The 18209-nt window shown below is 46.0% G+C and carries 15 protein-coding genes; 6 read left to right on the top strand and 9 right to left on the bottom strand.

What is annotated here, in order from left to right:
* Positions 1 to 120 precede the first annotated feature (120 nt).
* Both glnE and R7E00_RS11055 read right to left on the bottom strand, forming a co-directional pair.
* Entirely contained in the window at positions 121 to 2964 is a 2844-nt protein-coding gene (gene glnE / locus R7E00_RS11050) for a bifunctional [glutamate--ammonia ligase]-adenylyl-L-tyrosine phosphorylase/[glutamate--ammonia-ligase] adenylyltransferase (RefSeq protein WP_262606258.1), read from the bottom strand.
* A gap of 113 nt (positions 2965 to 3077) precedes the next feature.
* Entirely contained in the window at positions 3078 to 4334 is a 1257-nt protein-coding gene (locus tag R7E00_RS11055; RefSeq protein WP_005379890.1) for a methyl-accepting chemotaxis protein, read from the bottom strand.
* Positions 4335 to 4439: 105 nt separating this feature from the next.
* Between R7E00_RS11055 and R7E00_RS11060 the strand changes: the two genes are divergently transcribed.
* The gene (locus R7E00_RS11060) at positions 4440 to 5213 is read left to right on the top strand and encodes a potassium channel family protein (RefSeq protein WP_005387432.1); all 774 of its coding nucleotides are present in this window, start codon (positions 4440 to 4442) and stop codon (positions 5211 to 5213) included.
* Positions 5214 to 5254: 41 nt separating this feature from the next.
* On the opposite strand, the gene R7E00_RS11065 is transcribed toward R7E00_RS11060, so the two are convergent.
* Positions 5255 to 6787, bottom strand: a complete 1533-nt coding sequence (locus R7E00_RS11065) for an inorganic triphosphatase (protein WP_005379894.1) — start codon at positions 6785 to 6787, stop codon at positions 5255 to 5257.
* Positions 6788 to 6999: 212 nt separating this feature from the next.
* On the opposite strand from R7E00_RS11065, the gene R7E00_RS11070 reads away from it, so the two are divergent.
* The 3 genes from R7E00_RS11070 (at position 7000) to R7E00_RS11080 (ending at position 9861) form a co-directional block, all read left to right on the top strand.
* Positions 7000 to 7680: a TIGR00153 family protein gene (locus R7E00_RS11070; protein WP_005379896.1), complete on the top strand. Its 681-nt coding sequence runs from the start codon at positions 7000 to 7002 to the stop codon at positions 7678 to 7680.
* Between the two features lie 131 nt (positions 7681 to 7811).
* On the top strand, positions 7812 to 9071 hold the full coding sequence (locus R7E00_RS11075) for an inorganic phosphate transporter (RefSeq protein ID WP_005379898.1): 1260 nt from the start codon (positions 7812 to 7814) through the stop codon (positions 9069 to 9071).
* A 178-nt stretch (positions 9072 to 9249) separates the two neighbouring features.
* Entirely contained in the window at positions 9250 to 9861 is a 612-nt protein-coding gene (locus R7E00_RS11080) for a TIGR04211 family SH3 domain-containing protein (RefSeq protein WP_005379900.1), read from the top strand.
* An 88-nt stretch (positions 9862 to 9949) separates the two neighbouring features.
* Here the strand turns inward: R7E00_RS11080 and ggt are convergent, their stop codons facing one another.
* The 3 genes from ggt to R7E00_RS11095 form a co-directional block, all read right to left on the bottom strand.
* Positions 9950 to 11680, bottom strand: coding sequence for a gamma-glutamyltransferase (gene ggt / locus R7E00_RS11085; RefSeq protein ID WP_025768393.1), 1731 nt, complete (start codon positions 11678 to 11680; stop codon positions 9950 to 9952).
* 273 nt (positions 11681 to 11953) lie between these two features.
* Positions 11954 to 12640: a general secretion pathway protein GspB gene (locus tag R7E00_RS11090; RefSeq protein ID WP_005379904.1), complete on the bottom strand. Its 687-nt coding sequence runs from the start codon at positions 12638 to 12640 to the stop codon at positions 11954 to 11956.
* Positions 12640 to 14256: an ExeA family protein gene (locus R7E00_RS11095; protein WP_025768392.1), complete on the bottom strand. Its 1617-nt coding sequence runs from the start codon at positions 14254 to 14256 to the stop codon at positions 12640 to 12642. Before R7E00_RS11095 ends, R7E00_RS11090 begins: the two co-directional genes overlap by 1 nt.
* Positions 14257 to 14393: 137 nt before the next feature.
* On the opposite strand from R7E00_RS11095, the gene R7E00_RS11100 reads away from it, so the two are divergent.
* Positions 14394 to 15614 (top strand): multifunctional CCA addition/repair protein, encoded by a 1221-nt coding sequence (locus R7E00_RS11100; RefSeq protein ID WP_053306866.1) that lies wholly within the window; start codon positions 14394 to 14396, stop codon positions 15612 to 15614.
* A gap of 52 nt (positions 15615 to 15666) precedes the next feature.
* Here R7E00_RS11100 and R7E00_RS11105 read toward each other — a convergent pair whose 3' ends face one another.
* From R7E00_RS11105 to folB, 3 genes are read right to left on the bottom strand one after another with little or no spacing between them, the layout of a single operon-like run.
* Entirely contained in the window at positions 15667 to 16470 is an 804-nt protein-coding gene (locus R7E00_RS11105; RefSeq protein WP_033906080.1) for an undecaprenyl-diphosphate phosphatase, read from the bottom strand.
* A 14-nt stretch (positions 16471 to 16484) separates the two neighbouring features.
* A complete protein-coding gene (folK, locus tag R7E00_RS11110) occupies positions 16485 to 16967 on the bottom strand; it encodes a 2-amino-4-hydroxy-6-hydroxymethyldihydropteridine diphosphokinase (protein WP_005387457.1) in 483 nt (160 codons plus the stop codon).
* Positions 16964 to 17323, bottom strand: a complete 360-nt coding sequence (folB, locus tag R7E00_RS11115; protein WP_213867127.1) for a bifunctional dihydroneopterin aldolase/7,8-dihydroneopterin epimerase — start codon at positions 17321 to 17323, stop codon at positions 16964 to 16966. Before folB ends, folK begins: the two co-directional genes overlap by 4 nt.
* Positions 17324 to 17573: 250 nt before the next feature.
* On the opposite strand from folB, the gene plsY reads away from it, so the two are divergent.
* Positions 17574 to 18185, top strand: a complete 612-nt coding sequence (gene plsY / locus R7E00_RS11120) for a glycerol-3-phosphate 1-O-acyltransferase PlsY (protein WP_005379857.1) — start codon at positions 17574 to 17576, stop codon at positions 18183 to 18185.
* Positions 18186 to 18209: the final 24 nt, after the last annotated feature.

Raw genomic sequence — 18209 nt, forward strand, 5'->3', positions numbered from 1 at the left:
TCACCGATGATGAGCACACCAGCGCTGTTGTAATCAGGTAGAATTGGTTTCATTGTTGGTCTCCAAAAATTAAATCGAAGTGAGTTTATCACAGCCCTTATCGAGGCTAAATATATGGTCTTAACTGAACCACTGATTCCAAGCCTGTTTTACCCACTCCCTTTCGGCAACAAACTTATCTTCCACCACATCAGCGTCTAAATTGAGTAGATTTCGGCGGTGTATTTCGTTGCGCATTGTCGTGTAAGCACGTATCAACTGCATTGCTTGGTCTTCGTCCATAACATCTTGCGCAATGAGCATTTCAAAGATGCGCACATTATCACACCAACGCGTCAATTTCGGCTTATCGTGACTATAGTTGAGCACTAGGTACTGAGCGAGAAATTCGATATCGGTAATCCCACCTACATCTTGCTTGAGCATAAAGCGGCCTGGCTTTTTCCCCCCAAGATGACCGCGCATTTTTTCTCTCATTTCGACAACGTCTTTTTTCAGTTCAGCTTGATCGCGTGCTTTGCACAGCACATCATGCCGCGTATTGTGAAATGCAATTGCCAGTGGTTCATCACCATAAATCATGCGCGCGCGGACAAGTGCTTGATGCTCCCATGTCCACGCGTCTTGATGTTGATAGTCGTCGAACGCGTCCGTTGGACTAACCAACAAACCCGATGCACCCGACGGACGCAATCGGGTATCGACCTCGTATAAAATACCGGAAGCGGTGCGAGTGGAGAAAATATGAATGATACGCTGTGCTAAACGAAGGTAGAACTGACGACCATCAATCTCTTTTTTGCCGTCAGTGTAGACATTGACTGGGCAGTCATGCATGAAGACAATATCCAAGTCGGAGTTATAGCCGAGCTCCCACCCTCCGACTTTACCATAGCCAATTACAGCAAAGCCTTTACCTTCACGATCTTTCACATGCGTTGGCTCGCCGTACTTTTCAGACACTTGCAACCAAGCCTGACTGATCACCGCATCAACGATAGCTTCCGCTAAATAAGTTAAATGGTCACTCACTTTCATCACTGGCAATGCGCCAGCAATATCTGCCGCTGCAATACGCAAAATACAAATTTGCTTAAACTGACGCAACGCTTCCATTTGCTGTTCCATATCATCTTCAGGAATACGCGCCAAATAATCACGTAGCTCTGTACGGTAACTGTCTAATGGAATGGGATTGTACAGCTGCGCAGGGTCGATCAACTCATCAAGCAAGATAGGATAACGAGACAGCTGCTCTGAAATCATTGGGCTTGCGGTACACAAACGTACGAGCTGCACCAGAGCCGCTGGATGCTCATCCAATAATTCCAAGTAAGTCGTGCGAGTGCAGATGTTGTGTAGCAAGTGAAGTACACGAGATAAACCAAACTGTGCATCAGGATGGGCAAAGACCGCATCAAACACTTTCGGCATCAAACGATTGAGCACTTCGCGTCCACGTGGGCCTAACGTTTTTTTGGCCAGATCGGTTTTAAAGTTGATGATGGTTTTCGCGCATGAAGCAAAGTCTTCAATCTGAATATCCTGCTGCAAGATATGCTCAAGAACATCTTGTTTGTCGGCCATATCCCATAGCTCATGAAAATGACGAGCAACGGTAGTCCCCTCGTCTTCTTCATCATCACCAATTAGTGATTCAAAAACTTGGTGAACATTTGCCATATGCTGCTGGGTTTGCTCAATCAATTGCTCCCAACAGCTCATTTTCATCGCGGTGGCGAGCTTTAAGCGTTCGGTTTCGCAATCAGGCAGCGTCTGGGTTTGCTTATCCGCCATTGCTTGCAACAAGTTTTCTAATTGACGCAAGTACTTGTATGCGGCTTCTAGATCGCTGACTTCTTGTGGAGTAAGCAATGCCAGTTCTTCAATGCCTTGCAGCGTTTCCAACAGCCCTCGATTACGTAAAGAAGGTTCTCGACCACCTCGAATCAATTGAAAAACTTGAGCGATAAATTCAATTTCTCGAATGCCACCCGCACCTAGCTTAATGTTGTTATTCAACCCTCGGCGGCGAACCTCGCTACTGATCATCGACTTCATTCGACGCAAAGATTGAATCGCACTGAAATCAATATAACGACGAAAAACAAAAGGGCGCAGCATTTGGCGTAGCTCTTGATACTGCGGGTACATCTCACATCCCATCACCCGAGCTTTGATCATCGCGTAACGTTCCCAATCTCGCCCCTGCTCTTGGTAATAATCTTCAAGTGCGGCATAGCTCATTACCAAGGGGCCACTTTCTCCAAATGGGCGAAGTCGCATGTCGACGCGGTAGCAAAAACCATCGAAGGTTTGTTGGTCGAGCGCTTTGATGATGCGTTGACCAAGACGAGTAAAGAACTGGGCATTGGCAATGCTGCGGCGTGCGCCTTGGGTTTCGCCATTCTCTGGGTACGTGAAAATTAGATCAATATCGGAAGAAAAGTTTAACTCGCCACCACCCAGTTTCCCCATGCCGATAATTAACATCGGCTGCACTTCACCGTCCTCACTTGTTGGCGTGCCCCACTCCTGACAACACACTTGATATTGCCATTGATAGGTTTCAAAAATCATCGCTTCTGCCAACTCAGATAAGTGGCTTAAAGACGTCTCTAGCGACCATGCATGCGTGAAATCCTTCCACGCAATGTACACCATTTCTCGGTTGCGAAACTGACGCAATACGCGATGACCAGACATCTCATCAGGACATTGTTCCAACAGTTCAGCAAGGCGTGAGCGGTAAGACTCCTGACGACTTGGCTGCGCTAACATACTTGGCAACTCACGGGCTAGGACTTCATCGCGATGAATGGCTTCAGTTATAAACTGGCTTAAGCCCGCCACATAACGAAATTGCTGCGCAACCTCATCGGGCCAAAGGGGAAAATAACCTGCGTCTTGGGCGTCTTGTACGGCAGATTCAGCGATAGAAATCAGTGGCGAAGGCAGCTGCATTTTTCTTCCTTGTTTGAAAAGCACGGTAACTCACTCTTTATACCAGACTGAAAGCAAATAAAAACGCCCACAAAAGGTTTGTGGGCGTTTTATCAAAAGTTCGGGATCGAATATTAAACTTGGAAAGATTTGATCTTCTTGTCTAGCTCACCTGCATTATTTTGCATCATTTCAGAGGTTTCTAGCAGCTCGGTAACAACAACAACTGAGGCTTCCACCAACTCACGTACATTGGTGAGGTTTTGGCTCATCTCTTCTGCAACACTGCTTTGCTGACCAGACGCCGTCGCGATCTGGAAGTTCATGTCATTGATTTGCGTCACTTGCCCAACAATACCATCGAGCTCAGATCCAGCATTAGAAACCAGCTCGTTTCCATCTGCCGCTTCTACAACGCTTTTTTCCATGAGTTCTACCGCAGATTCAGCACTGGTTTGCAGCTGTGCGATCATCTCTTGAATTTCTACCGTCGCTTGTTGTGTACGTTGGGCAAGGTTACGAACTTCATCTGCAACCACAGCAAAACCCCGCCCAGCCTCGCCAGCTCGCGCCGCTTCAATCGCCGCATTCAGTGCAAGCAGGTTGGTTTGTTCAGAAATGCCTTGAATCGTCCCTACAACGCTACCAATGGCTTCAACACGTTCTTCAACTTGGTTAACCGCTTGTGCCGATGAAGCGATATCCGACGAAAGTTCACTCATTTTCGCCATTGTACTTTGCAAGAACTGCTGACCAGAAATTGCTTGTGCGGAAGCTTGCTCTGTCAGAGAAGAGGCCGTCTGGGCATGTTCCGCAACCGTTTGGACCGTCGACGACATTTCACTCATCGCCGTAGCAAGTTGATCAATTTCGTTAAACTCTTCTTGCGCCGATTCCTTCGTTTCCGACATGCTCAGTGTCATGACTTCGGTGAGCGTTGATAATTCATCAGACGCATTAATTTGCATTTGAATCACATCGTGCAATTGTCGACGTGTCTTTTCTAATTCACGTGCCACGTCTCCGTATTCATCTTTACAATCCATACCAAATGGAACAGAGAGGTTCTTGCTCGCCATCAGTTTGATCGCGTCGCTCAGATACTGTGTTTGACGCAACATCACTCTAGCCGCCGCTAATAAGAGCACGACAAAAACCACTATCAATAAGGCGGTTTGCCAAGCAACTTGCGTTAAGTATGCTTCATAATGCTGTTGGGCAACTTGCGCGTTTTGTGTCGCCGCTAAAAGTGAGTCGTAAAAAGTGTTTGCGTCCCACAGTTGTTTTGCCACGATCAGGACAGTACTGAAGACCATCAACATGACCATTTTAGGCACCAGTCGAATGTCGGATATGACCCTTTCCCATGGCTTAAATGCCAGCTTTTCCATTGTCAGTTCTCCACCGAGTCTTATATAGTCTTTATCTATAATCTTTATATTACTTATAGTTATGTTCGCGCTTTGCGTGGTTACGCGATTTATTTTGAGCTTCGTATGAAAAACAATGATATCAAAGACAGCACACGACCGATGGGCCTGTTGTCACTAATATTGTCTTTTATGGCACTATTTGTGATCTCTGGCTTGTTGTTTTTCCCGATCGATCACGAAACCCGTCAAGTTCTTATCGGTCTGGATTTCATAATCTGTAGTATTTTTCTACTACAGCTCACCATTGATTTGATCCGGTCCACAGATCGCTGGTTATTCCTTAAACGTCATTGGATAGATTTCGTGGCGAGCATCCCATTGATAGAGCCCCTGCGCTTTGCTCGTATTTTTCATATTATGCGAGTGGTATTAGTACTGCGTTCGTCAAAGTTCATTTTGCATCAGCTCAAAGAAAACCGCCGCGAAACTACGGTCGCCTCTATACTGCTATTGATGGTTATCCTCATAACGCTCGGTTCTAGTGCAATGCTGTTTATCGAAGCGAAAAACCCAGAAGCGAATATTCGCACTGGCGCCGATGCTTTGTGGTGGGTATTTGTAACGATCTCAACGGTTGGTTACGGCGATCATTATCCTGTGACCTCCATAGGAAAGTTTTTGGCTGTCATCATCATTGTTTGCGGGGTGGGTATCTTTGGTATGATCTCGGGTCTTATCACATCTATCCTTACTGCCCCAACGAAACAACAGACGCACAGTTCAATCAATAAAGAACGTATGCTCGAGCAGCTCCTAAGCCAACAAGCGCAAATACTAGAACGACTCGATTTCATGGAAAAAGAGCTACAACAACGTAAAACAGAGACAAAAAAATAGGACCATGCGGTCCTATTTTTTTGTTCTTATCACCAGAACGATCATTCACGCCAATAAGGCTGCACTTCCACACTAATCGCTCGGGTTTGATCCATTGCATGTAAAATTGAGCGCTCTTGACGGTGCAACCAGCGTTCTAACTGCTCTTTTTCTGCGTCTTCCAGCATATCAACCAACGGGAGCAAGTGGTTCAGCATTAGAAGATCATCGATACCATGCACCAGATCCGCCCATGGTAAACGGAAGCTGTTACGCTCATCCGAGTTATACAAACTCGCGAAACCAATACCGGTATAGAGATTACGCAATAAGCGATAACGCTGATCAACGTACTCTTGCGCCGTCAAATCGCGCTCTGCTGGGAAAGCTTCCATTAGCTCAGCCCAAGTGCGATCGAGCTGAGTAACTGAAAACGGCATGATGTTACTTGCCATTTTTTCACGTGCTTTTTCATCAAGAAATGGCTGCCAACCGCGCGCCAAGATCCAGCGGCTTAGATCCAGCAGTAACCCTGTGTAACGCGCGGAATTGAGCAACCCTAGCACTTCTTCACGGCTTGGCAACTCTTGTAACTGCTGAGTCAACTCAGATACTAAGAACTTACGCGCATCCAACTTACGCAGCACATTACCTTTGTCATCTAAGAGCTCTTCAAGGTGTGCATGTTCATCCAACCAACTCAGTTCTTCTTCCAACCATTTAAGCTCTTGGCGCAGAATCGCGCTCGCGCGACGAGGGACAATCCCGCCAAAAATAGTCAATGTTTGACGAATGAAACGAATGGCATTACTGATTTCACGCAGTGCTTCCACGCTGTCACGCTCAGCATAAATTTGCTCGTGATAATGCCAATGAGACAAAGCGTGCTCTAAAGAGTTGATCAAGCAAAATTCAACGGTATCCGTCGGACTACTGTCCACAAGTGCCAATGATTTTACTTCATCACCCGCATAACCGCTTGCAAGTCGATAACCTTTCGCCGCTTTGCTCAAGTTACCCAAGCGCATACCGCCTTGCTCGCAAAAGCTGCGTGCCAGCGTGAATAAAGCTTCGGTTTGGCCAGACTTAAGTTCCAGTTCAACTTCGCAAATCGGCTCTTGCTTCTCTTCTTCGTCTTCACCTTTGGCTACAACTAAGCCTTGGTCAAAGGCAACTTCAATCTGACTGCCATCGGGCATGCCAATCAGCCATTGTTCACGTGTGAAGTTGGTCGAGAATAATGGCATAAGCTCGGATTGCAGCGTTTCTGCATCTTTACCTGGAGGCCAAATATCTAGAGGATGAAGCGACAGATTAGGCTCGTCGCTAGTGTGCTCAGCATTGTATTCTGGTCTTTGATGTAAGCCTGCGACGACGCGTCCTGCTGTCTTTACGGTTTGGACGAATACATCATCAAAACGGCGAATTCTTAAACCAATGTCGTGCTTTCGAAGCCATTTATCGGCAGTATCAAAATAGGTGTTACCCAAGTCACGACAACTATGCTGAAGTACTTTTGTCTCAGAAATTTTTTCTTTTAAAGTTTCTGAAAATTCAGGAGAAACAAAAAACTTCAGTTCTATTTCGGTTTCCATAGCTATACCTTTCAAAGCAGATAGAAACAGGATATTGCGTAATTTCTCACACGGCAAGAGAGAAATATCGCCGGAATGATGATCTAAAACAGTTTTAATGAGCGATTTAATGCGTTACCATGCGCGCCTTTATAGCCATCGTTCAACATTTCGCCAAGCACTCAGAAATGGTGTATGTTTTTTTAAGGTTATAGTTATTAGGTTGAATGACCATGCCAGTAAATACAATTATGGGGTTATTTGCAAAGTCCCCAATTAAGCCTTTGCAACGCCACGTTGTGTGTGTCAACGAATGTTGTTCACACTTGGTGAAATTCTTTGAAGTATCTTCAAAGGGTGATTGGGAAAAAGCAGCAGAAATCCGTGCACAAATTTCTCACCTAGAGAAAGAAGCGGATGTGCTGAAACGTGAAATCCGTCTAAAACTGCCTCGCGGTTTGTTCATGCCAGTCGACCGTACTGACATGCTTGAGCTTTTGACTCAACAGGACAAACTTGCAAACCTGGCAAAAGACATTGCTGGCCGTGTATATGGTCGTCAACTTGTCATCCCTGAGGCTCTCCAACCAAACTTCCTCGCTTACGTTCAACGTTGTCTTGATGCTGCCGATCAGGCGCAAAAGGTAATCAATGAACTTGATGAATTGCTAGAAACCGGCTTCAAAGGCCGTGAAGTGACGCTCGTCGCTGAAATGATTCATCAATTAGACGTTATCGAAGATGATACCGATGCCATGCAGATTGAACTTCGCCAACAGTTGATGGTGATTGAAGCTGACATGAACCCTATCGATGTCATGTTCCTATACAAGATTCTTGAATGGGTAGGTGGTATTGCCGACCAAGCGCAGCGCGTAGGTGCTCGTTTGGAAGTCATGCTATCTCGATCTTAAAACATAAAGTTAACGACATAACGAAGAGCATAATTAACACGTGTCATAGGGACGATGACTATTTTCATCGTCTTATGGTTTGGCGCGCGTAAAATTTTGTTCCGCTTGTTATAAAACAACTAGGTATTACGATGGATATCCTTGCGAACTACGGCACTGTCCTGATTATTGTTGCAGCGATTTTTGGTTTCATGATGGCGATTGGTATTGGCGCGAACGACGTTGCTAATGCGATGGGTACATCTGTAGGTTCAAAAGCGCTAACTGTAAAACAAGCTATCATCATTGCGATGATCTTCGAATTTGCAGGTGCTTACCTTGCAGGCGGTGAAGTAACCGACACTATCCGTAAAGGTGTAATCGAAACTTCTTTATTTGCTAGTCAACCAGATGTTCTTGTCTACGGCATGATGTCTGCGCTTTTAGCAGCAGGTACATGGCTGCTTCTTGCTTCTTACATGGGCTGGCCAGTATCAACGACTCACTCAATCATCGGTGCAATCATTGGTTTTGCATGCGTATCAGTAGGTACTGAAGCGGTTGACTGGGGCAGCGTTCAAGGCATTGTTGGTAGCTGGATTATTACGCCAGTGATTTCAGGTTTCTTTGCTTACGTTATCTTTGTCAGCGCACAGCGCCTGATTTTTGATACTGAGAACCCTCTGTTTAACGCGAAACGTTTTGTACCTGTTTACATGTTCATCACAACAATGGTGATTGCACTTGTAACCATCAAAAAAGGTCTAAAACACGTTGGTCTTCACCTGACCAATGGTGAAGCCTGGATGTGGGCAGCAGCAGTTTCAGCACTTGTGATGATTGGCGGCTACGTATACATCCAGAAAAAATTCGCTAATCGCGAAGAAGACCGCAGCTTTTCTGGCGTGGAAGGTATCTTCAGCGTTCTGATGGTTATCACCGCTTGTGCGATGGCATTTGCACACGGTTCAAACGACGTTGCAAACGCCATTGGTCCACTGTCTGCTGTCGTATCGACTGTTGAACACATGGGCGAAATCAGCACGAAAAGCACCATCGCTTGGTGGATTCTACCTCTTGGTGGTATTGGTATCGTGGTCGGTCTTGCAACACTAGGTCACAAAGTAATGGCAACCGTTGGTACAGGCATCACTGAGCTAACGCCTAGCCGCGGTTTTGCAGCACAGCTAGCAACAGCATGTACGGTAGTTCTAGCGTCTGGTACAGGCCTGCCAATTTCAACCACTCAAACATTGGTTGGTGCGGTTCTCGGTGTTGGCTTTGCTCGTGGTATCGCAGCACTGAACCTAGGCGTAGTTCGTAACATCGTGGCATCATGGATCGTTACACTACCAGCGGGTGCGTTATTGGCCGTAGTATTCTTCTACGGACTTCAAGCGATGTTCGCTTAAGACACTCGTCAATAGAATGTAAGCGCTTTGTCATTATTGACTCAAACGCACAGAAAGGGAGGCTTTGCCTCCCTTCTTTGTTGCACCGAAGTTTGAAACTGCATACTATTCGTCTATTTCCGGCTCCAATCATTCGGTGCCAACGCTGTCTCCAAGAAAAATCGTTAAGGGATTTACTGTGAAAAAACTAATCATCACGGTTTTGTTTACTTTGCTAGCAGCGCCAGCGGCCCTAGCAGCAGACCGTTATATTTCTGATGACCTCTTCACTTTTATGCACTCAGGTCCAAATAACACCTACCGTATTATTGGTAGTGTTAACGCCGGTTCTAAAGTACAACTGATTAAAACCAACCGAGATACTGGCTACACGCAAGTTCGTGATGACCGTGGTCGCACTGGTTGGGTACAAAGCAAGTTTGTGACAAACCAAGAGAGCATGGCAATTCGCCTTCCTCGCATTGAGAAAGAGCTAGCCGAAGTAAAAGAGCAGCTTGCTAATGCTCGTCAAACTTCTGATGCAGAGAAAGCAGGTCTTGTTACCTCTCTCGAAACACGTAACCAACAAATTTCAGATCTAGAAAATAAATACTCTGAGATCAGTGATCAGCTTACTTCTGTTGAAACAGAAAACCGCGAGCTACGCGCAAAGCTGGATACACAAAAAGATGACATGCTGCTTAAGTACTTCACTTATGGCGGCGGTGTTGCAGGTTTAGGTTTACTATTTGGTTTGATTCTTCCGCATGTCATGCCTCGTAGAAAGCGCTCTCCTGCGGGTTGGGCATAAACCCTTACGCTTTTATCTTTAAAAAGAACGCAAAAGCCAGTCGATATTGACTGGCTTTTTAGTTTGCTTCGTTTGATAGAAGTGAGTACTACTCCCCCATTGAACTAGAGGCTCGACGACGATCCGTTGCGCCATAAAGCTTGCCATCTTTTAGCTCAATTGCATTCAAACCGCTTACCACTGGAATAACGTGCACTGGGTAGCCAAGCTCCATAAACTCAGGCACCAACATTTCTGCGAACGTTTTCTTTTCCACCAGCAAACCAGTCGGGTCATAAGACTTGGTGCGGTCTATCTTAGTGCCATACTGGATGTTTGGTAAGTCAATAGCCTCTTGCGCTGATAAATTCCAATCCAGCACCCCAACCACGGTTTTGAGTACATACCCCGGGATTTGTGAACTACCTGGTGACCCAACCACCAAACGCAAGTTATCATCACTGTCCATCACCATTAATGGCGTAATAGCCGAACGTGGACGCTTGCCCGCTTCAATTGAGTTTTGCGTAGGCTTGCCGTTAACCGTTGGCTGAGGTGAGAAGTTAGCCATCTGCGCATTCAAGATAACGCCATCGACCATCACACCCGAGCCCATACCCGTTCCTACCGTGCTGGTCATCGCAATTGCATTTCCATCTCTATCGACGATAGAAATATGCCCTGTATCTTTGCTCTCGAAGCCTTGATATTGCGCATACTGAGTTTGCGTTATCTGTCCTGCTTTTGGATCCTCTTTTAAAGTGCCATTATCAGGGATTAAATCACGTCTCTGATCTAGATAGGCTTTAGACAACAACTGTTCAACTGGCGTTTCCACATAATCCGGATCTCCGGCATACGCAATACGATCGGCTTTTGCAATTCGCATCGCTTCAGTCATGAGACGCCAAGGTTCCACATCCGTTTTCGCCATATGGGCAATGTCATAGGGTGCGAGCAGTTCAAGACTCTGAGCGACCATCACACCGCCCGAAGCTGGGTAACCAAAAGAGACGATTTTATTCCCACGGTAGTCGCTCTCAATGATGTCACGCTGCTTCACTTGGTAATGTTTAAAATCTTCTAAAGACAACTTCTCGTGTTGGTCATCAATACGACTATTAACCGTCTCTACGATGTGCTGACCAAGCTCACCACCATAAAGGTAACGATCGCCTTGTTGCGCGATCTTCCTCAGCGTCTCAGCCATCTTAGGGTTCTTCATCAAGGTTCCCGTCGGCTTAATATCGTCCCCTTGCCAATACAAGGCTTTCACTTCCGGATCTTGCTCAAGTCGGCTTTGCTCTCTTACTACGATGTCGTAGGTGTAGCTGTTCATCGCGTACCCATTGCTCGCCAATGTAATCGCCGGCTTAATCAGCTCTGCCCATGGCAACTTGCCATATTGTTCATGAGTGGTGTAAAGCAACCGCAATGTGCCCGGAACCGCAACAGAACGAGGGCCTAATATTTCGTTGCGACTGAGTACTTCCCCATTCTCAACAAACATTTCAGGGTTCGCGCTAGAGGGCGCTTCATCTCGACCATCAAGGGCCAGAAATTTTTTCTCGTCATGTTGATAAAACAGCGCGAAAGTCCCGCCGCCAATTCCGGTCATATCTGGCTCAACGACAGACATCACCATCTGCATCGCGACCATAGCATCAACAGCATTACCGCCTTCTTTCAATATTGAGTAACCGGTACTGCTCACGTAAGGATTCGTCGCACTGACCATGAAATCTTGCCCGCGACTATCTGGTGTAACTGGGAATGGGTCTGGCTTTGCTGCATAGCTTGTCGATGCAACAATGCTTAAAGAAAAAATCAGAATACGCATGTGTCTCTGTTTAGACTCCTATTATGTGATGGGGTCTAACGTGGACCAAGTCATTACTCCGAAGTTCGTGAAGATGGTGTCTTTTTACACAACGCTGACTGGAATCGCGCTATCAATAGATGAATGATATTGGTGCTATTTAAACGACTGAGGAAAGCTATATTTTGCTTGTTTGAGTATCTAGAAATCATCACCAGAATAGATGCAAAAGATGCTCTGAAAAATAAAAAGCCAGCGATATGATTTCGCTGGCTTGATGTGTTTCTACAAGAGTTACCCTTTCCACTCATACAACGCTGGTATACGAATTTGCTCACCTTGGAACTCAACAATCACAGCTTGCGGTTGTATTTCTCTTAGAGTGACCTGATCATCAACGACATCCCCCTGATGATACTCAACATTGTTAATTTTCACCCAACGGCGATTTTCATCACTAGCGTACATATGGGTTTGCAAATTAAGCGCAGGTAGACGCCCTTGCCACTGGTGAGCGTTGCGCTCTAAATCGTTCACGCGTGCCGTTTGTGATGACGAATTGTCATCATCTCGGGATAAGGCATTTTCGACCTTCCTAGCTAAATCTGGAGATAATGAGGATAAATCCAGATCATCCAAAGACAACCCGAGGTCCTCTTCAGCAGCAGAAGTCGTTTGGGTTGATGCTGAGTCGCGTGTTTCATCTCTGCTTGGTGTATGGCTCGTGTATTCATCGGGGGTGGTAAATGTACCAAAATCACGCGATAGCTCTGCACTTGGCCACTCTCTTGGCAATTGGGCCAACTGGGTGTTCTCTGGATAGTCTAATACTTTGAAAGGTGATACCACTTCGACCTTTTCTATCGGGGACGTTGTATCTACTTCAACACTCGGTGCAAAGAGATCTAAGTACCAAGCGACTCCGATAGCAGAAGCAGTGATTGGCAGCAAGAAGAGACCTATATGTTTCACAGCTGACATTATGCGTCCTCCTTCTCTATTCTCGCCAGTTGAGGCGCATCTGGCTGAACATTTTGCTGAAGTCGGTCTAGCGTTCGCTTACCTGCAATACCATCGACACCAATTCCTTGCCAACGTTGAAATAACTCGACTCGCTCTTTCATCGCACCATCAAAAATAGACGTTTCAAGCAGTGGCTCACTCACCGCTTCTGCTAATAATCGGTCTAATACTTCAATCGCAGGGCCTTCCATGTCTAAACGTAATGTTTCATTCAGCGGAGCATGCCGCAGTTCGATAATATTGCCCTGCCACAACGGCTTTAGCCACGAAACTGGCAGACGCAGACGCTGCTTGCCATTGAGCACTTCAGCTTGGTCATTACCGACGGCATATAGAATGACATACCCAACATCACCTTGATAATTCAACTCCAAGATCACAGGGCGATTTTGTTGCATCAACAGCGGCCAAGTCGCCATTTTACGCTCACAACGCATAGTCGACTGCGGTTCTGACAAACAAAGATTATCGCGAACCGATGCTTGATACCCCCACAAACGATACAAATCATTTACAGCGAGGTTCGACTGTTTTTGTGTTAACAATAAATCACGCTGCTCATCCGTTAACTGTTGGCTTACGACGGTTGGTGTTGGCTCTACTCTTGGCTCCGTCACTTGTGTCAACACTGACGTCGCTTGAGCTGGCATATAATTCACGACCGCCCACCCCGTACTTAATGCAGCAATAAGGCCTACCGTGACAGAGCCCCAAGCAGGCCAACGGAAAGTCCGGCGCTCTTTTTTATCTTGCTGATAAATATCTGCCTGAAACTGCATCACCTCTTCACAGGCCTGCTGAACGGTTTGCTTATCCACCACCACATTACCCTGGTGATAACTAATGTTGAGGGATTTGTCACAGATAAGGTTGATGAGCCGCGGTATACCGTGACTGTATTTGGCTATAAGTTTACAAGAAGCACGATTAAACAGTTGCTGGTCGCCACCTGCTGTATGTAGTCGAAATGCGATGTAATCTTCTGTCTCTTTTTCATCCAACGGCAACAGGTGATAACGCCCGGTAATACGCTGGGCAAGTTGGCGTAGTTGTGTTGTTTGTAATAACCGCTGCAATTCAGGCTGCCCGACCAACAACACTTTGAGCAATTTTCTGGTATCGGTTTCCAAGTTGGTCAACAAGCGCAACTGCTCTAGAACGTCGGCAGCAAGGTGTTGAGCCTCATCAATGACCAGCAATGTCTGCCAGCCTGAACGATAATTACGCAGCAAATATTGATGGATAACCTGGTTTAGCTGTTTGAGGTTTGCATCTGGCGGATAGGTGATTTTGAACTCATCGCAAATGGCTTCGAGCAAGTCTCTACTCGAAAACGTGGGATTGAGAATAAGACCCGCTTTGGTGTTATCACCCAAATTCGCCAGCATCGCTTTTGCGACGGTCGTTTTGCCTGTACCTACTTCGCCAGTAAGCATAGCAAAGCCACCGCCATCGCCTAGCCCAGCTTGGAGATGTGTGATTGCCTCTTTGTGACGTTGGCTTAAATACAAATAACGTGAGTTTGGAACAATCGAAAATGGTTGTTCGACAAACCCAAAAAAGTCCTTATACATTAGGCTCTCCAGCTAAAAAACCACCTGGGAATAGTCAGACATGGTATAAACGCTCTTCTTCTATTCTTAGGAGTAAAGAAAAGTACCATTGCTTGCTACAATGTCCAACGGCATATCCATAAATTAAGAGGTAATTCGTGCAAGTTTATTTAGTAGGTGGCGCAGTTCGAGATAAATTGCTCGGAATTGATAGTTATGACAACGACTGGGTGGTCGTAGGCGCGACGCCCGAGATGATGCTGTCCCAAGGATACACCGCCGTTGGTAAAGACTTTCCTGTATTTCTGCATCCCAAAAGTAAAGAAGAATATGCCCTTGCACGAACAGAGAGAAAGTCAGGTTCTGGTTACACTGGTTTTGAATGTTTCTTCGATCAAAACGTCACCTTAGAAGAAGATTTGATACGTCGTGATTTAACCATTAACGCGATGGCAATGGAGAGTGATGGCACGATCCATGACCCATATGGTGGCCAGCAAGATCTCAACGATAAACTGCTACGCCATGTATCAGACGCCTTTATTGAAGACCCTCTACGCGTTTTACGTGTCGCTCGCTTCGCAGCGAAGCTTGCTGATCTAAACTTTACGGTTGCCGACGAAACCATGCGGTTAATGCGTCACATGGCAGAGTCCGGAGAGCTGAGCACACTGACTCCCGAGCGTGTTTGGCAAGAATGGCATAAATCTCTCTCTACTCCTCGCCCTGATATTTTCTTATCGGTTCTACGAGACTGTGGTGCATTAACCGTGGTGTTACCTGAAATTGATGCACTATTTGGCGTACCTCAACCTGAGAAGTGGCATCCAGAAATTGATACTGGCATCCATACTTTGATGGTGGCAGAGCAAGCCGCAAAATTGAGTAACTCACTCCCCGTCAGGTTTGCCGCCCAAGTGCATGACTTGGGTAAGGGCGTGACGCCAGAGAGCGAATGGCCAAGCCACAAAATGCATTGCCATACAGGATTAAAACTGATCAAAAAGCTGTGCGAACGTGTCCGGGTACCAAATGAGTTTCGTGATTTAGCCTTGATGGTGTGCGAACAGCACTCCAATATTCATCGCGCGGCTGAACTTAAACCACAAACCATAATTAAAATACTCAATAAGCTCGATGTGTGGCGTAAGTCCGAACGTCTGCAAGATATCTTGCTTTGCTGCCAAGCGGATCACGCTGGTCGTAAAGGACTGGAAACGCAACCATATCCACAGGCGGATATTTTTAGGCAAGCCTACCAAGCAGCAGCGGCAGTTGACGTTCAAATCATAATCAAAGAGGGCTTTAAAGGCCCTGCGATTCGTGACGAGCAAGAAAAACGACGTATTGAAGCAGTGAAAGCAGCACTTAAGAAGTAACGAACAAACAAAAACGCCCGCGGATTTCGCGGGCGTTTTTCGTTAACATCAATTATGAACTTAATAGAAAAGCGAACAAACCGATGCCCAAAATCAGACGGTAAATCACAAACGGTGTCATGCCCATGCGTGAAATCATCTTCAAGAAGAAGTGGATACAGATGTACGCACTGATAAACGATGTGATAATGCCAGTCATTAAGAAACCAACATGGACAGGTTCACCACTGGTCACTAACTTCATGCCTAAGTAGCTACCAGCTAATGTAATGATTGGGATCGACATTAAAAATGAAAAGCGCGCAGCCGCTTCTCGAGTAAAGCCAAGGTAAAGCGCTGCTGTGATGGTCGCCCCTGAACGTGAAGTTCCAGGAATCATCGCTAAGGCTTGAGCAATACCGATAAATACAGCTTTCTTCCAACCCGTTTGGTATTCATCGGCAACGAGTTTAGCGTTTTTGTCTACCCACCATAGCAACAGGCCAAATACGATCGTAGTAGTCGCGATAACGTAAGCGCTACGTAGATACACTTCAATGATGTCTTTCATCAATAAGCCGAACACACAAGCTGGAATCGTCGCAATCACGATCATCCAAGCCAATTTAGCTTCTTTACTGCGATCTCCTTTAAAGATCGAAGCAAATAACGCTTGAAACAAAGTGATTACTTCATGACGAAAATAGATCACGACAGCCATTAATGTACCGACGTGAACAGCAACATCAAAGGCCAGACCTTGATCTTCCCATCCTAAAATAGCGGAAGGCAGGATCAAATGGGCAGAGCTTGAGATAGGCAAAAACTCTGTCAGCCCCTGAATCAGAGCCAAAATAAAGGCTTCAAAATAACTCATGTAAACAACTCAAATTAAAAATGAAAGGAAACGGGTTTGAGCGAATCGACTGGCTGCATAGCATGCCAAATGTCTGCGACTGTGCGTCCATCGCCTGGGATCACTAATTGCGGTTCGAGATCATACAGCGGCTTTGTGACAAAAGGATATTTGTAGATATCACTGCGAGGTAGCTCAGGTTTTTTCTTGGAGACGCGCTCACCGAACAACACTATATCGAGATCCAGTGTTCGATCCTGATACTTTTGCGCGTTTTCTTCGCGTCCCCACTTAAATTCAATCTCGCGTAGTTGATGGCTCAACTCTTCTAATGACAACTCGGTACGCATTGCAACGACAAAGTTGTAGAAATTCTTGCTGCTAAAACCAATAGGTTCGCATTCATATATCGGTGATACGAGGAGATTTTCTCCAAGCCGTTGCAGCTCCTGATACGCAGCAAGCACATGTTGCTCTCTTTCTACGTTCGTCCCAACACCGATATAAGTGGTGATCATGCTCGGCCTCGCTCAATCACCACACCAACAGCACGTGCTTGCGGCACGGCGCCAGGCTTCGCTAGGCGGATTTTCACCCAAGGCACAGAGAAACGCTGCATGATAAGCTCTGCTACTTCTTCAGCCACGCGCTCGACCAATAAGAAACGACCATTTTCAATGTGGTTAAGTACCGCCTCACTCACCTGCGAATAATCCAGTGCATCTTGCACATCATCACTTTTGCCCGCAGGTTTATTATCGTGTGCCATTTCAATATCTAGAACCAACTTTTGTTTGATTTGTTGTTCCCAGTCGTACACGCCAATGGTGGTGATTACTTCTAAATGTTCAATAAAAACTTTATCCAGAGCCATCTTATGTCCTTCTATTACAGAGGTCGGATACCCGTGAGGGGTAATTTGATCGTAGTATTCTATACCTAAGTAACATTTACTTTGGTCATCACAATGTTACTTAGGTATAAACTGCGAAAGCATCTTTATATACAAGAAATCACATAATGCAAGCTCTATCACAGTGAGGATTTCTGCATTATGTAAATTCGGGGTATGATAGCAACTACGCGGGAACCGAGCATTAAATTCCAATCCATCAAGGACTTCTATGGACGCACTGGCACTGATAATGACAATGGCCGCCTATTTATTAGGTTCGGTTTCCAGTGCGGTTTTGATCTGTCGACTCTTAAAACTGCCAGACCCACGCAGTGTGGGATCTAACAATCCTGGAGCAACGAACGTATTGCGTATTGGCGGACGAGGAGCCGCTGTTTCAGTCTTGTTGTGCGATATGCTCAAAGGCACTATCCCCGTGTGGGGCGGATACTTTCTTGGTATCGACCCTATCATTCTTGGCGTCATCGCCATTGCTGCCTGTCTTGGCCACATGTACCCCATCTTTTTCCACTTTAAAGGCGGAAAAGGTGTCGCAACCGCGCTTGGCGCTATCGCTCCGATTGGTTTGGACTTAACAGGATTGGTAATGTTAACTTGGCTGTCAGTAGCCGCGCTATTCCGCTATTCATCCTTAGCGGCTCTCGTCACGGTTTTGGTCACTCCGTTTTATACTTGGATGTTTAAACCGCAATACACGTTACCTGTTGCTATGCTGTGCTGCTTAATCGTATTTAAGCATCATCAAAATATTCGTCGGCTTTTGTCTGGCGACGAGCCAAAAATCGGCGAGAAAAAACTGACACAAAAAAACTCGGCTTAATGCCGAGTTTTTCGTTTAAAGAAG

Origin of the sequence: Vibrio sp. Vb1755 (assembly GCF_033338635.1) — a bacterium.
GTDB classification, from domain to species: Bacteria; Pseudomonadota; Gammaproteobacteria; order Enterobacterales; family Vibrionaceae; genus Vibrio; species Vibrio alginolyticus.

Coding starts and splice junctions, on each gene's coding strand:
- glnE (WP_262606258.1), bottom strand. CDS start 2,964: ATGCAGCTGCCTTCGCCACTGATTTCTATCGCTGAATCTGCCGTACAA.
- R7E00_RS11055 (WP_005379890.1), bottom strand. CDS start 4,334: ATGGAAAAGCTGGCATTTAAGCCATGGGAAAGGGTCATATCCGACATT.
- R7E00_RS11060 (WP_005387432.1), top strand. CDS start 4,440: ATGAAAAACAATGATATCAAAGACAGCACACGACCGATGGGCCTGTTG.
- R7E00_RS11065 (WP_005379894.1), bottom strand. CDS start 6,787: ATGGAAACCGAAATAGAACTGAAGTTTTTTGTTTCTCCTGAATTTTCA.
- R7E00_RS11070 (WP_005379896.1), top strand. CDS start 7,000: ATGCCAGTAAATACAATTATGGGGTTATTTGCAAAGTCCCCAATTAAG.
- R7E00_RS11075 (WP_005379898.1), top strand. CDS start 7,812: ATGGATATCCTTGCGAACTACGGCACTGTCCTGATTATTGTTGCAGCG.
- ggt (WP_025768393.1), bottom strand. CDS start 11,680: ATGCGTATTCTGATTTTTTCTTTAAGCATTGTTGCATCGACAAGCTAT.
- R7E00_RS11090 (WP_005379904.1), bottom strand. CDS start 12,640: ATGTCAGCTGTGAAACATATAGGTCTCTTCTTGCTGCCAATCACTGCT.
- R7E00_RS11095 (WP_025768392.1), bottom strand. CDS start 14,256: ATGTATAAGGACTTTTTTGGGTTTGTCGAACAACCATTTTCGATTGTT.
- R7E00_RS11105 (WP_033906080.1), bottom strand. CDS start 16,470: ATGAGTTATTTTGAAGCCTTTATTTTGGCTCTGATTCAGGGGCTGACA.
- folK (WP_005387457.1), bottom strand. CDS start 16,967: ATGATCACCACTTATATCGGTGTTGGGACGAACGTAGAAAGAGAGCAA.
- folB (WP_213867127.1), bottom strand. CDS start 17,323: ATGGCTCTGGATAAAGTTTTTATTGAACATTTAGAAGTAATCACCACC.
- plsY (WP_005379857.1), top strand. CDS start 17,574: ATGGACGCACTGGCACTGATAATGACAATGGCCGCCTATTTATTAGGT.